This is a genomic window from Bacillus cereus, assembly GCF_002564555.1.
Classification (GTDB): Bacteria; Bacillota; Bacilli; order Bacillales; family Bacillaceae_G; genus Bacillus_A; species Bacillus_A cereus_K.
On the sequence record NZ_NUVD01000012.1, the window covers coordinates 84,766 to 99,481 of the forward strand.

Below are 14,716 nucleotides of genomic sequence, written 5' to 3' on the forward strand. Positions count from 1 at the left end.
TCCCCACTGGTTAAATTTTCATTTTATAATGGGAAAAGGAGTGATTTTAGAACAATATTTTATGGGGAGAAAAAGAACATGTATAAAATATTAATTGTGGAAGATGATGAAAAAATTGCAGAAATATTAGAGGAACATTTAGAAAGGTATGGATATCAATCATTTAGGACGAGCGATTTACGTCAAATAAAAGATGAGTTTGTAAAAATAAATCCTCATCTCGTATTACTTGATATTAATTTACCGTACTTCGATGGTTTCTATTGGTGTCGTCAAATCCGAACTGTATCAAATGCACCGATTATTTTTGTTTCTGCAAGAACAGGGGAAATGGATCAAGTAATGGCGATTGAAAATGGCGGAGATGATTACATCACAAAGCCATTTCATTTAGATATCGTAATGGCAAAGGTGAAAAGTGCACTTCGTCGTGGGTATGGTGAGTATGCTTCTGTGGCAGAGAGTGATTGTTTAGGGGTAAATGGACTGTTGTTATTTCCATCCCAGCACATTGTAGAGTGGCAGGGGCAACAAACGGAACTGACAAAAAATGAGTTTTACTTATTAGAGTGTTTAATGAAACAAGCGAACCAATATGTAACACGTGAGGAACTGTTAGAGGCTTTATGGGATGAAGTAGCCTTTGTGGATGATAATACGTTAACTGTGAATGTAAAGCGTGTAAGGAAGAAATTAGAGGAGTTAGGTATTAAAAATGCAATTGTAACGAAACGTGGATACGGTTATGCGCTTCTTACAGAGTGGAGTGAAGGGCATGAAGGTTAAAAGTTACCTCATAGACCGCTTTTCTTTACTTCTATCTTATATTGTAAGCCTTTGTTTATTTGGACTCGTCTTGCAGTTACAAAGTCTTTTAGAAAAGAGATCAATTGATTGGAGTACGTGGTTATACGGACTTTTACTAGGGACAGTTGTGTTTACTGTATACCTTATTTACGATTACCGAAAACGAAGTGTGTTTTTAAAGAGAATCGAAAAATATGTTGCTGGCGGAAATACATTACATGACTCCTTACTTATTGATACTTCTTATACGGCAGAACAAGAAATGGTCGTCGAAGCGTTTACGCTGCTAAGACAGCAATATATGAATGAAGTTCATAAGCAGCATGCGAAAGAGCAACAGCAAATGATATTTATGAACCAGTGGATTCATCAAATGAAAACGCCGGTATCTGTTATTGAATTGCTATTGCAGAAGTTTGGTAAAGAGCATCGTGAAGCAAGAGCAACAGTTGAAAGTATTCGCGAAGAAAATAATCGCATACTAAATGGTTTAGATTTAGCATTACATATGGCAAGGCTTGAGCAATTTGCAAAAGATTATAGAGTAGAAGTTGTAAATGTTATAGAAGTTATTCGAGGTATTATTAATGAAAATCGAAAATCCTTCATTCAATCGTCTGTATTTCCGAAAGTGATGTTTGAAGACGATACTTGTATGGTTGCATCTGATAGAAAATGGCTGAGTATTGCTATAGGTCAAATTGTTGTAAATGCAATTAAGTATACAAAAATTTCAGAAACAGAGAAAAAGGAAATTCAATTTCAAATTGAAGAGAAAGATCAAAAGGTGTTACTACATATTAAGGACAATGGAATCGGTATTCCGGAGCAAGATGTAAAGCGTATATTTGATCCATTCTTTACGGGAATAAATGGTCGTAAAACGAGAGAAGCGACTGGGATGGGATTATATATTACGAAGGAAATTTGCGATAATTTACATCATGGAATTTACGCTCAATCGGCTGAAGGGGAAGGAACGACCTTCACATTCCAATTTGCAAAAGATGAAGAATATCATACATTAATGAGAAAAATGACAAAACTGTAAGATAACAAAACGTTTTGTAAGGAAAATCACTCGTTTCTTTTTCTTATTTTTCTTATAGTAAATGTAAGAAGAAAACACATAGGGGGATTAGAAATGAGTGTTCTTGAAGTAAAAGGCTTAACAAAGGTATATCAATCAAAAGGTTCAGTAGCGACGACTGCTTTACATGATATAAATTTTAAAATTGAAGAAGGCGAATTTGTAGGGATTATGGGTCCTTCAGGAAGCGGGAAAACAACGCTTTTAAATTTATTAGCGACAATTGATAAGCAAACTTCAGGTCATGTGCTTGTAAATGGGGAAGAAATTAATCAAATGCGTGCTGCAAAATTAGCAGAGTTTCGCCGTACACATTTAGGATTCATCTTCCAAGATTTCAACTTACTTGATACGTTATCGATTAAAGAAAACATCATTTTACCGCTTGTAATGGCGAAGAAATCTGTAAATGAAATTGATACGAAAGTGCTGGAAATTGCGAAGTTTTTAAACATCGAAGAAATTTTAAACAAAAAAGTATATGAAGTATCAGGCGGACAACAACAACGTGCAGCAGCAGCAAGAGCAATTATTCATGAACCGACGTTAATTTTAGCAGATGAACCAACTGGAAACTTAGATTCTAAGTCGGCGAAATCATTAATGGGGGCATTGCAAGATTTACATGAGCAAAAGAAAGTGACAATTGCAATGGTAACGCACGATCCAGTAGCTGCTAGTTATTGTGAACGCATCCTCTTCATTCGCGATGGAGAAATTTTCTCGGAGATACATAAAGGAAGAACGAAGCAAGCCTTTTTCCAAGAAATTTTGGACGTACTTGCGATGCTAGGAGGAGAATATCATGAACTTTCGCCAGCTCGCGCTTAATAACGTAAAAGGAAATTGGCGTAATTATAAAGCGTTTCTTATTAGTAGTTGTTTATCGATTGTCGTGTTTTTCATGTATGCTTCTTTTATTTATCACCCAGATGTAGTAAGCGGTAATATTAGTATGAAGACGATGGTTACAAAAGGGTTAGAATCGATGAATTATATTGTAGTCATCTTCTCAGCACTCTTTATTTTATATGCAAATTCAACGTTTTTACGAGCAAGAAAAAAAGAATTTGGTCTACTAACATTAATAGGTGGAACGAAATCTCAACTTGGCCGAATGATTATATTAGAACAAATGATGTTAGGTAGTATTGCGATTGTAGTAGGTATTGGGATTGGAATGCTTTGCTCCAAACTTTTCTTCCAAGCATTAAGTGTATTATTGAACATAGATAAAACACTGCCGCTTGTATGGAATAGTAAAGCAGTTCTTATTACAGCAGGTATATACTTTATCCTCTTTTTAATCCTATCACTCTTTAGCGTTTGGACAGTAGGCCGCTTGCAAATTATTGATTTATTAAGAGAAGCAAGAAAACAAAAAGTGGAGCCTTTTGCATTTACATGGTTATGTGTAGTAGGTATAGGATGTATCATTGCTGCATATGTTCTTTGTTTCCAAGTAACAATTATGAATTTCATGATGTATTTCTTACCGATTGTAGGGTTGACAATTGGCGGAACATATTTACTGTTTACACAAGGTAGTACAGTCATATTAAAAGCGTTGCAAAAAAGAAAACAATCATTTTATACATATCCAAATATGTTCGTCCTTAGCAATCTTATTTATAAAATGAAAGATAATGCTCGTTTTCTATTTGTCATTTCTATCATTACGGCGGTTGTATCTTCAGCAGTTGGTACACTGTACGTATATTTTGAAAATATGAGTGCGAAAACGGTAGATATTACGCCGCATGCTATTTCATATGAGGAAAAGGGAGTAAATACACATAACATTATTAATGAAGATACAGTACAAGAAATTGTAAAAAAACATGGATTTGAGGATGCAAGAAAATTAACTTTCGTAAAACTACCTGCAACGCAGAAAGTAACGTTTTTTAACAGTGAGCATGAAGTACCAACTGCGGTGATTTCAGAGAAAGTATATAATGCGGAAGTGCGTAAACAAAAAAGGGAAGAAATTAGCGAAGTTCATAATGCACCAGGTAGTGCAACGATGATCATGAGTGATATGACGAATGATTTAGTGAAAATAGATCGTACGAAGCCATATGAAGTTACAATGAATGGCCAAAAACAGTTTGTTCAGCTAAATGAACCAACTTCATATTCGGTGTTTAATGATGACAATTATCTCATTGTGAATGATCAAGATTTTGAGAAATATGCAAAGCTCGTACCAGATGAAGAAAAGACGAAATATTATGGTTATTATATTGAAGATTGGAAAAGTACAGAAGAGCTTGTGCTAGATTTGAAAAAGGAAATTGCACCAGAAAAACAAGGGGAATTGAAAAGCTCAGTGCTTGCTTATAAAAATATAAGAGAAGCGGGAGCAATTACAATGTTCATCGGTTTCTTCGTAGCAGTACTGTTCTTCTTCTTTGCTTGTAGTATGACATACTTTAAATGGTTTAATGATAAAGAACAAGATCGTATTCAGTTTAAATCGTTGAAGAGAATTGGTATGACAGATAAAGAAATACGTAAAATTGCGCTTCGACAAATGGGCGTTATCTTCTTTATCCCAATTTTGATTGGTGCAATTCATAGTGGATTTGCCCTTCATACGTTAGGGAAAATGCTTTATATCGATTTATGGAAATCAGGTGCGATTGTAATTGGAGCATACATTTTAGCTTCTGCGATTTACTTTATGATCGCGCAAAGAGGATATTTAAAACACGTAAAAAGCTAGGGAAACCTCTAGCTTTTTGCCTATGTAGTTAGTTACAGGAGGACGATAGATGAACATTCGGCAACTAGCGCTGCAAAATATAAAGGGGAATTGGCGTAATTATAAAGTATTTTTCTTAAGTAGTTGTTTTGCAATATTTGCGTCCTTTGCATATATGTCTGTTATTGTACATCCGTATATGCAAGAGACGATGTGGTATCAAAACGTACGCTGGGGACTTATCGTATGTAACGTTATCATTATTTCTTTTTTCGTCGTATTTATTTTGTATTCTACTTCTATTTTCATAGAAGCACGTAAGAAAGAATTAGGGTTATATATGTTAATGGGCGCAACGAAATCTAACGTAATAGGAGTGATTATGACCGAGCAAATATTGATCGGGATTTTTGCTAATATTTTCGGTATTGGGCTTGGTATGATCTTTTTAAAGCTCTTCTTCATGGTGTTTAGTATGTTACTTCAACTTCCGAAAGAACTCCCTGTCATATTTGACGTGAGAGCAATTGGGGTAACGTTTATTACATATATGGTTGTTTTTATTCTGTTATCTTTTATAAGTGCTTTACGTATATGGAATATAAAAATCATTCGATTATTGAAAGAATTCCGCACGGATAAAAAAGAGAAGAAAACATCAATGTGGCTTTGTATATTCGGTTTTATTTGTTTAGGGACAGGATATGCGTTAGCGCTACAAGCGACGATGCCAACGATAGCGTTATACTTTTTCCCTGTGTCTATACTTATCTTTTTTGGAACGTACTTTTCTTTTACGCACGGTGCAATCCAATTGCTCGAAATGATCAAACGAAATAAAAAGATCATGTATACATATCCGTATTTATTTATAGTGAATCAATTATCACATCGAATGAAGGAAAATGGTCGCTTTTTCTTTATGCTTTCTATGGCAACGACGTTTGTAGTTACGGCAACAGGTACGGTGTTTTTATATTTTTCTAGCATGCAAGATGTGTGGCGGGACGGAGGAGTACACTCGTTTTCGTACATAGAAAAAGGTACTTCTGCTCATGAAGTCTTTGAGGAAGGTGCAGTTGAAAAATTACTGCATCAATATGGGTATGATGATTTTCAATCTATGAGTTTTGTTGGAATCTATGCATCTTTTCAGTCCAATAAGGGAGAAACAGAGGTAGCGCCGCTTATAAAGGAAAGTGAATACAACCAAGAGGCAAGAAAACAAAAACAGAAAACGTATCATCCTAAAAAGGGAACAGTTACACTTGTTTATTATAATAAGCGTAATTATCCGAATGTATATGATAAAAAAGAGATTCAATTGCAAGTAATGAATCAAATATATCCATTCGTATTTAACGGTCAGAAAGAAGGAGTGCAATTTAACTATCACCCTTCGCGCATTAATGGACTATTTTTCGTCATGAATGATGAAGATTTTGACAGTATAGCCAATAAGATTCCGGATCCTGAAAAAATGATATATAGAGGCTATACATTACCAAATATAGAAAATACGAAGGAATTAAATGCAGATTTACGGAAACATATGAAACAAGATACAAATGATGCATTTCGAAGTAATATGGAATTATATGTGAATATGAAAGAGTTTGGCGATATTACTCTATTTGTAGGATCATTCATTAGTATATTATTCTTTCTTACTTCGTGTAGTATCGTATATTTTAAATGGTTTCATAATATTGCATCGGATCGAAAGCAATACGGGGCACTTTCTAAACTTGGAATGACGAAGGAAGAAGTGTGGAAGGTTTCTCGTTGGCAATTATGTATGCTATTTTTTGCACCTATTGTAGTAGGAAGTATGCATAGTGCAGTTGCGTTATATACGTTTCATAACACTGTCTTTATGGACGGTTCATTAAGAAAAGTAGGTTTATTTATTCTGTTTTACATTGTTGCATGCAGCATCTATTTTTTCTTCGCTCAAAGAGAATATAGGAAACATTTAGACTAGCGAATGCTAGTCTTTTTTAAATATTCGAAATTTACATAGAAGAATATAAAAAAGTATGGTATAACAGTAAGAAAACGAAAAAGAGAGGGAAAAGACGATGATTCGAGTAGGATATTTAGGACCAGAGGCAACATTTACAAATATGGCGGTGAGTCGTTTTTTTCCGGAAGCAGAGCATGTACCGTATCGAACGATTCCAGATTGTATAGATGCAGCCGCAAATGAAAGTGTAGATTTCGCAGTCGTACCGTTAGAGAATGCAATAGAAGGTTCGGTTAATATAACGGTTGATTACCTTGTACATGAGCAGCCGCTTTCTATTGTAGGGGAAATTACAGTACCGATTCAGCAACATTTACTTGTACATCCGCAGTATGCAGAAGTGTGGGAAGAAGTATATGCAGTACATTCTCATCCGCATGCTATTGCACAATGTCATAAGTTTTTAAATGAAGAATTAAAAGGGGTAACCGTTCGAGATATGACATCAACAAGTGCTGCGGCACAATATGTGAAAGAACATCCTGAAGAAAAAATCGCTGCTATTGCAAACGAAGCAGCAGCAGAAAAATACGGATTAGCAATTGTAAGAAGTGGTATTCATACGCATAAAAACAATCATACACGTTTCCTTGTTCTGCATAAGAAAAAGAAAGCGGTACTCCCAAATAACGGAGAAAATCGCGGGGAGAAAACGACGCTTATGATAACGTTACCTGCGGATTATGCAGGAGCGCTATATCAAGTGTTATCAGCTTTCGCATGGAGAAAATTAAACTTATCTAAAATTGAATCTCGCCCGATGAAAACAGGTCTTGGAAATTACTTTTTCTTAATTGATGTCGATAAAGCATATGATGACGTGTTATTGCCAGGCGTAACGATGGAACTTGAAGCACTTGGTTTTTCTGTTACGGTGCTGGGGAGTTATTCTTCTTATTGGTTGTAAAGGGGAGTATTTGTAGTTAATTCGATATAATATCAGTCGCTAGCATACCGTCAGATAAATAGAATCCCACCTATAAATGGTGGGATTCTTTATTTCAACTTCGCAAGACGATCCTCTAACTGACCACGCCAAAGATCGGCTAGTTCTGGGACAGCAAGAATCTTTTCAATACCATCTTTATCTTTTCTATTATGAAAATAAATTTCGTTAGAGAACAAAACAGAAACATTGCTCGGTTGACGTTCTAGTAATGTAATTTTAGAATTTTCACGTACAGTACCTTCTTGAAGAACGCGGCATAGGTAGCCAGTAAATCCAGTTGCTACAATGCGCGGCAGTATACCAGGAATACCGAGGCGTTTTGAAATTGTGCTACAAGGTACGCGGGCTTGTGTCACTTGAATGATTGCTTCGCCTAGTTGATATGTATCTCCGATGCAAACATCGCGCTCTAACATATTTGTTACGGTAATGTTTTCACCAAATGTGGAAGCTGGAAGCGTTGTTTGAAATTCCTCTTCCCATAGTGCGTAATGTTCATATGGGTATACACAAACAGCGCGATCAGGCCCGCCATGATGTTTTAAATCTGCTACGTCATCACCACGGAATCCGTCTTTTGAAAGAAAGGCCTCTTCTGTAGGATCTTTACATATACCTGTTATCATTTCTTGATCTTCGCCATATTTCATTTGTTTCGGCTTACCAGTGCTAAAGTGAACGAGTTCAATTCCCATATTTGCTCTCCTTTACAATTGATTACAATATTATATCACTTACAAAATAAAAGCACAGAGAATTATAAAAACTCTGTGCTTTACATTAATAAACGAGGAATCCAGCTTTATCTAGCGCCTCACAAGCGGCATCTAACTTTTCTTTAGAATCTGCTTCAATTGTATGTAAGTGAATACCATCTGTTAGCTGCGACAGGTAAGAAGCATTTGTGTTTTCGATTTTTTGTAAGTATTGCTCTACATCAAAGCGATTACTTACCATAATGGATGCTGTTAAATCACCGTACACTGGATGCTCAACCTTTACGTCTTTAATCGTAACGCCGTGGTCAACAAGCATTGTAAGTTCTTGACGTACTTCGGCTGGTTTATGTTGGCATACGATTACGCGCTCAAAAGTTTGTTGTTTCGCTTGTGGTTTTAAATATAAATACCCTTGTGCAGTTGCAATAATTGGTTCGTTTCTTGCTTTAAGTAAGGAAATGTCTTGTACGATAACTTGTCTACTTACGTTTGTCTTTTTAGATAGTTCGCTTCCAGATAACGGTTCATTTGCAGCAAGAAGCCACTGAAGGATAAGTTGTCGTCTTTCTTCACCTAAAATCTTTTTTTGTTCATTTTGTTTCATTATGATTTAACACCTCTATAAAATTGATTTCCAATTGTGTGTAGTGCATGAATAGTAGTATCAATTTGATCTTTCGTTGTTTGTTGTCCGAAAGAGAAGCGAACATATTGTTTAGCCTCTTCATACGTTTTTCCAATTGCGAGCATTGTTTTCGAAGGTTCCTGTTTACCAACTTGGCAAGCACTTCCAGTAGAAATGGCAATACCGCGGCGGTTACATTCTAGCATTGTATATTGACCCTCTATTCCTTTTATTGTAACCCCAATAATATGTGGTAAACAAGAAGTAGAATGACCTTCTACTTCAATTTCTAAAGGAAGTGCTTGTAATTGTTCTAAAAAGTAGGCTCGTAACTCTTTAAAACGCAAGCTCTCTTCCATTTGATTTTTTAATATATTCTCAGAAGCTGTTAAAAAAGCTGCGATGCCAGGAACGTTCACTGTACCTGGGCGAAATCCTTTTTCGTGAGAAGTTCCCGGAAATATTTGTTCCCAGCGAGACTGCGGATTTATATAGCAAGCGCCGACACCTTTTGGTCCGTATATTTTATGTGCTGAAACAGAAAGACTATCAATCCCCATTTCAAAAACATGGATAGGCAGTTTACCAAACGTTTGCACACAATCTGTATGAAATAAAACATTGTGTTTTTTTAAAAGTGTCCCAATCTCTGCTATGTTTTGAACGGTTCCGATTTCAGAGTTTCCATGCTGTATACTTGCTAGAACCGTATCTTCTGTAATAGCTGCTTCTAAATCTATTAAATCAATAAGTCCACCTTTATTAACAGGGATTTCTGTAATCGTATAGCCCTTCGTTTTTAAAGATTGAAAATAACTTCGAATGGATGCATGTTCCATAGGAGTCGTAACGATATGTTTTCCACTTCTAGCATTTAGAAGGGATTGAATGGCGAGATAGTTCGATTCTGAACCGCCGCTTGTGAAGAATACTCCTTGTTCTTTTCCTCCAATCATCTCTGCAAATGTTTTTCTGCAAACTTGTAATAAAGAAGAGGCCGTTCCTCCAATATCATGTAAACTTTGTTCATTTCCGAAGTATTGCGAAGCTGCTTTCACATATGTTTGTAACGCTTCTTTGCTCATAGGTGTAGTAGCTGCATAGTCAAGATATATCATCATGTAAGTTCCTCTCTCTAGTAAGAGTTACATTTCTATTATTTTTTAAATGGTAGTGAAAATAAGAATTATAAAAAAACTCTTGTCATTATTTTAAAACTATGTAAATATAGGTGTCAAGACAGTTGAAAAGTGTAAAGTAGGAGGCAACAATTATGCCAAGTGCAGATGTCTTAATTATTGGAAGTGGCATTGCGGCACTTCGTGTTGCAAAAGAGATTTGTCACGAAAAGAATGTGATTATTATCACAAAGGGGACGGAACGTAATAATAATACACATTTAGCCCAAGGTGGAATTGCGGCAGCTGTTGCTACATATGATGATCCTCATGATCATTTTGAAGATACGTTAGTAGCAGGATGTCATTATAACGATGAAGAAGTGGTCCGTTATTTAGTTGAAGAAGGCCCAGAAGAAATAAATACTCTCATTAAAAATGGAATGAGTTTTGATGGTGATGCAACTGGTCCTCACCTAGGAAAAGAAGGGGCACACCGAAAACGTCGTATTTTACATGCGGGTGGCGATGCAACAGGAAAGAATTTATTAGAGCATTTCATTCAAGAAGTAGCTCCGCACGTTACAGTAGTGGAACAGGAAATGGTGCTCGATTTAATTATAGAAAACGATAAATGTGTTGGAGTTGTAACGCGAAATGGTGAAGGTGAACTGAAGCGTTACAATGCAGATTATACTGTGTTAGCAACAGGAGGAAGTGGCGGTTTATACGCTTTCACTTCTAATGATAAGACAATTACTGGTGATGGACTTGCGATGGTGTACCGCGCGGATGGAGAACTTGTAGATTTAGAGTTTATACAATTTCATCCGACGATGTTATACGCGGGCGGGCGATGCTGTGGTCTCGTTTCTGAAGCGGTTCGAGGAGAAGGAGCTGTCCTTATAAATGGAAAAGGACAGCGTTTTATGATGGATATACATCCCGAACAGGATCTAGCACCTCGTGATGTAGTGGCAAGGGCTATTCATGAACAGCTACTTGCGGGTGAAAAGGTGTACTTAAACATCGAAATGATTCAAAACTTTGAACAACGTTTTCCGACCGTGTCATCAATATGTAAAACGAATGGTGTCGATATAAGTAAAAAACGTATTCCAGTCGTGCCTGGTGCTCATTTTCATATGGGCGGCGTGAAAACGAACTGTGATGGAGAAACATCTATTCCGAACTTATACGCAATTGGTGAAGTAGCTTGTAATGGTGTTCATGGTGCAAATAGGTTAGCAAGTAATTCCTTATTAGAAGGTCTTGTGTTTGGAAAAAGAATAGGACAACACATTCTATCTAGGCGGGCAAAAGAAAGAGTGAACACTCTAGCCAAGAAGGAAGAAACGTTTATCGTTCTGAATCATTTACCGACGAAAGAAGAAATACAAGAATGCATGATGAAATATGTTGGGATTGTGCGAACAGAGCAAAGTTTATCTTATGCAAGGAGATGGCTTAGTAAGTACGGTGTTCGAAATATGATATTGCAACATAATGCTCTTACAAATGAAGAGATAACGCTTATTAATATGTTAACAGTCTGTGAGCTTATAGTCATATCAGCTTTGCAAAGAGAAGAAAGCATTGGTGGTCATTATAGAAGTGATTATCCAAGAAAAAATAGTGTGAAAAAAGAGATTGTTCGAGTGAAAAGAAAACTACAACTTGTGTGATGAGAGGAAGAGGGGCTTTATGAACACGATAAAAGTTAAAGAAGCATTAAATCGATTTTTTCTAGAAGATATAGGAGAAAGAGATGTAACATCTCAGCTTATTTTTCCAGACAATTTACTTTCGAAAGGAACGTTTCTTGCGAAGGATGCAGGGGTCTTTGCGGGACGCTTAGTAATTGAAGTAGGCTTTAAATTAATTGATGAGAGAATTGAAGTGGAGTTTCATAAAAAAGATGGGGATCTTGTAGAAAAAGGCGAAATAATCGCAACTGTGCAAGGACCAATCGCCTCGTTATTAACGGCAGAGCGCGTTATATTAAACGTTATTCAGCGTATGAGCGGGATAGCGACGATGACACGTAAGGCGGTTCTTGCTTTAGATAGCAGCCATACACGCGTTTGCGATACGCGAAAAACGATGCCAGGACTACGTATGTTTGATAAGTATGCAGTTGTGTGCGGAGGCGGATTTAACCATCGCTTCGGTTTATATGATGGTGTCATGATTAAAGACAATCACATTGCTTTTGCTGGATCGATTACAAAAGCTGTTACATCGGTGAAAGAAAAATTAGGACATATGGTGAAAGTAGAAGTAGAAACAGAAACTGAGGAACAAGTGAGAGAGGCTGTAGCTGCCGGTGCGGATATTATTATGTTCGATAATCGTACGCCAAATGAGATTCGGGAGTTTTCAAAGATTGTGCCAAGTGCCATCGTTACGGAAGCTTCAGGAGGCATTACAATTGAAGATTTAGCGAAATACGGAAAAACAGGGGTAGATTATATTTCACTTGGAGCGTTAACACATTCAGTGAAAGCACTTGATATTAGTTTCAATATTGAGGAGTAAGGAAAGTGGCTTAGAGGGGGAGAACGGTATATGAGTATTTTAGAAAAAGTACAGCCAATTGAAACGATGTTACCAGAGCGTTATTACACGATGTCAACGGAAGATATGGAAAAGCGTGTTCGTGAAATTAAAGAAAAAATGGGGAAAACACTTTTTATTCCAGGGCATCATTATCAAAAAGATGAAGTTGTACAATTTTCAGATGCAGCAGGGGATTCACTTCAGCTTGCGCAAGTTGCAGCGAGTAATAAAGAAGCAAAATATATTGTTTTTTGTGGCGTACACTTTATGGCAGAAACAGCAGATATGTTAACGACAGATGATCAAATCGTTATTTTGCCAGATATGCGCGCAGGTTGTTCGATGGCAGATATGGCAGATATCGAACAAACAGAAAGGGCATGGAAAGAGCTCACGAAATTATTTGGAGATACGATGATTCCTTTAACGTATGTCAACTCTACAGCTGCAATTAAAGCGTTTTGTGGTCGTAACGGAGGAGCAACAGTAACTTCTTCTAATGCAAAACAAATGGTATCTTGGGCGTTTACACAAAAAGAGCGCCTCGTCTTTTTACCAGACCAACATTTAGGAAGAAATACAGCGTACGATTTAGGTATCCCGTTAGATAAAATGGCAGTATGGGACCCGCATACAGATTCATTAGAGTACGATGGAGATATAGAAGAAATTCAAGTGATTTTATGGAAAGGGCATTGTTCCGTTCATCAAAACTTTACAGTGAAAAACATTGAGAACGTACGGAAAAATCATCCGGATATGAATATTATTGTACATCCAGAATGTTGCTATGAAGTTGTAGCTGCTTCGGATTATGCAGGATCAACGAAATATATTATTGATATGATTGAATCAGCGCCATCTGGAAGTAAATGGGCGATTGGTACAGAGATGAATTTAGTGAACAGAATTATTCAGCAACATCCAGATAAAGAAATTGTTTCACTTAATCCATTTATGTGTCCGTGCTTAACGATGAACCGAATTGACTTGCCGCACTTACTATGGGCGCTTGAAACGATAGAAAGAGGAGAAGAAATTAACGTTATTAGCGTAGACAAACAAGTAACGGGAGAAGCAATTCTCGCATTAAATCGTATGTTAGAGCGTGTTTAAAGCAACGGTATTCCCGTTGCTTTTTTCATACATATAATCATAACGAGAACGAAATGGGCATACATTGTTTTGAAGAAATCATTGTGATTCTTTTATGCTTATTCCACTTCGAATGATGTTGAAAACAGAAGAAGTGATAAACGTTTAAGTTATTTAGGTAGTGTTACTCCATGAGATTTGTTACTTATAGATAAGTTATACAGGAGGGGGAAAATTTGAAAATTCATATCGTGCAAAAAGGGGATACCCTTTGGAAAATTGCGAAAAAGTACGGAGTGGATTTTGACACGTTGAAAAAAACAAATACACAACTTAGTAATCCAGATTTAATCATGCCAGGTATGAAGATTAAAGTGCCATCAAACAGCGTCCACGTGAAACAACATGTTGGAGCAGGTTCATCACCTCCAAAACAATACGTAAAAGAGGTACAGCAAAAAGAATTTGCAGCAACACCAACGCCACTTGGAATAGAAGATGAGGAAGAAGTTCCGTATCAATCAGCGCCGATTACACAACAGCCTGCTATGCAACAAACACAGAAAGAAGTGCAAGTAAAACCGCAGAAGGAAATGCAAGTGAAGCCGCAAAAAGAAGTTCAGGTAAAACCACAAAAAGAGGTACAAAAAGAACAGCCAATACAAAAAGAAAAACCAGTTGAAAAACCGTCTGTCATTCAAAAACCACCTGTTATAGAAAAACAAAAACCAGCGGAAAAAGAAAACACGAAGTTTTCGGTTAATGTATTACCACAACCGCCACAACCACCAATAAAACCGAAAAAAGAATATAAAATTTCAGATGTAATTAAAAAAGGGAGTGAGTTAATAGCTCCTCAAATTAATAAAATGAAACCTAACAATATCACTTCTCCGCAAACGAAAAAAGATAATATAGTATCACCGCAAATAAAGAAAGAAAATGTGGGAAATATAGTATCACCGCAAGTAAAGAAAGAAAATATAGGAAATATAATATCACCGCAAGTAAAGAAAGAAAA

At 36.5% G+C, this 14,716-nt stretch carries 12 protein-coding genes and 1 pseudogene; 10 read left to right on the forward strand and 3 right to left on the reverse strand.

Features of this window, described 5'->3' with window-relative positions:
* Positions 1-78: 78 nt before the first annotated feature.
* From COI75_RS05885 to pheA, 6 genes are all read left to right on the forward strand, one after another.
* Positions 79-786, forward strand: coding sequence for a response regulator transcription factor (locus tag COI75_RS05885; RefSeq protein ID WP_000276705.1), 708 nt, complete (start codon positions 79-81; stop codon positions 784-786).
* A complete protein-coding gene (locus tag COI75_RS05890; protein WP_000865481.1) occupies positions 776-1,858 on the forward strand; it encodes a HAMP domain-containing histidine kinase in 1,083 nt (360 codons plus the stop codon). The genes COI75_RS05885 and COI75_RS05890 overlap by 11 nt, the downstream gene beginning before the upstream one ends.
* 93 nt (positions 1,859-1,951) lie before the next feature.
* Complete coding sequence (locus COI75_RS05895; RefSeq protein ID WP_000114523.1) at positions 1,952-2,728, forward strand: ABC transporter ATP-binding protein; 777 nt, start codon at positions 1,952-1,954, stop codon at positions 2,726-2,728.
* Positions 2,703-4,625: an ABC transporter permease gene (locus COI75_RS05900; protein WP_001011393.1), complete on the forward strand. Its 1,923-nt coding sequence runs from the start codon at positions 2,703-2,705 to the stop codon at positions 4,623-4,625. Before COI75_RS05895 ends, COI75_RS05900 begins: the two co-directional genes overlap by 26 nt.
* A gap of 49 nt (positions 4,626-4,674) precedes the next feature.
* Positions 4,675-6,588, forward strand: a complete 1,914-nt coding sequence (locus tag COI75_RS05905; RefSeq protein ID WP_001026361.1) for an ABC transporter permease — start codon at positions 4,675-4,677, stop codon at positions 6,586-6,588.
* 97 nt (positions 6,589-6,685) lie between these two features.
* A complete protein-coding gene (gene pheA, locus COI75_RS05910) occupies positions 6,686-7,537 on the forward strand; it encodes a prephenate dehydratase (RefSeq protein WP_000621708.1) in 852 nt (283 codons plus the stop codon).
* A gap of 89 nt (positions 7,538-7,626) precedes the next feature.
* Here pheA and COI75_RS05915 read toward each other — a convergent pair whose 3' ends face one another.
* The 3 genes from COI75_RS05915 to COI75_RS05925 form a co-directional block, all read right to left on the reverse strand.
* A complete protein-coding gene (locus COI75_RS05915) occupies positions 7,627-8,274 on the reverse strand; it encodes an MOSC domain-containing protein (RefSeq protein WP_000510710.1) in 648 nt (215 codons plus the stop codon).
* Positions 8,275-8,359: 85 nt separating this feature from the next.
* Positions 8,360-8,902 carry a transcription repressor NadR gene (locus tag COI75_RS05920; RefSeq protein WP_000812277.1) on the reverse strand — a complete coding sequence of 181 codons (543 nt, stop codon included), beginning with the start codon at positions 8,900-8,902 and terminating at the stop codon, positions 8,360-8,362.
* Positions 8,902-10,044, reverse strand: a complete 1,143-nt coding sequence (locus COI75_RS05925; RefSeq protein ID WP_000973785.1) for an IscS subfamily cysteine desulfurase — start codon at positions 10,042-10,044, stop codon at positions 8,902-8,904. The genes COI75_RS05920 and COI75_RS05925 overlap by 1 nt, the downstream gene beginning before the upstream one ends.
* 152 nt (positions 10,045-10,196) lie before the next feature.
* Between COI75_RS05925 and nadB the strand changes: the two genes are divergently transcribed.
* The 4 genes and pseudogenes from nadB to exsA all read left to right on the forward strand — a co-directional run.
* Positions 10,197-11,726: an L-aspartate oxidase gene (gene nadB / locus COI75_RS05930; RefSeq protein WP_001138520.1), complete on the forward strand. Its 1,530-nt coding sequence runs from the start codon at positions 10,197-10,199 to the stop codon at positions 11,724-11,726.
* 19 nt (positions 11,727-11,745) lie between these two features.
* Entirely contained in the window at positions 11,746-12,579 is an 834-nt protein-coding gene (gene nadC / locus COI75_RS05935) for a carboxylating nicotinate-nucleotide diphosphorylase (RefSeq protein WP_001092205.1), read from the forward strand.
* 30 nt (positions 12,580-12,609) lie between these two features.
* Complete coding sequence (gene nadA / locus COI75_RS05940) at positions 12,610-13,716, forward strand: quinolinate synthase NadA (RefSeq protein ID WP_000025307.1); 1,107 nt, start codon at positions 12,610-12,612, stop codon at positions 13,714-13,716.
* A gap of 215 nt (positions 13,717-13,931) precedes the next feature.
* Positions 13,932-14,716 (forward strand): annotated as a pseudogene (gene exsA, locus COI75_RS05945) (spore coat assembly protein ExsA); the annotation flags it as partial.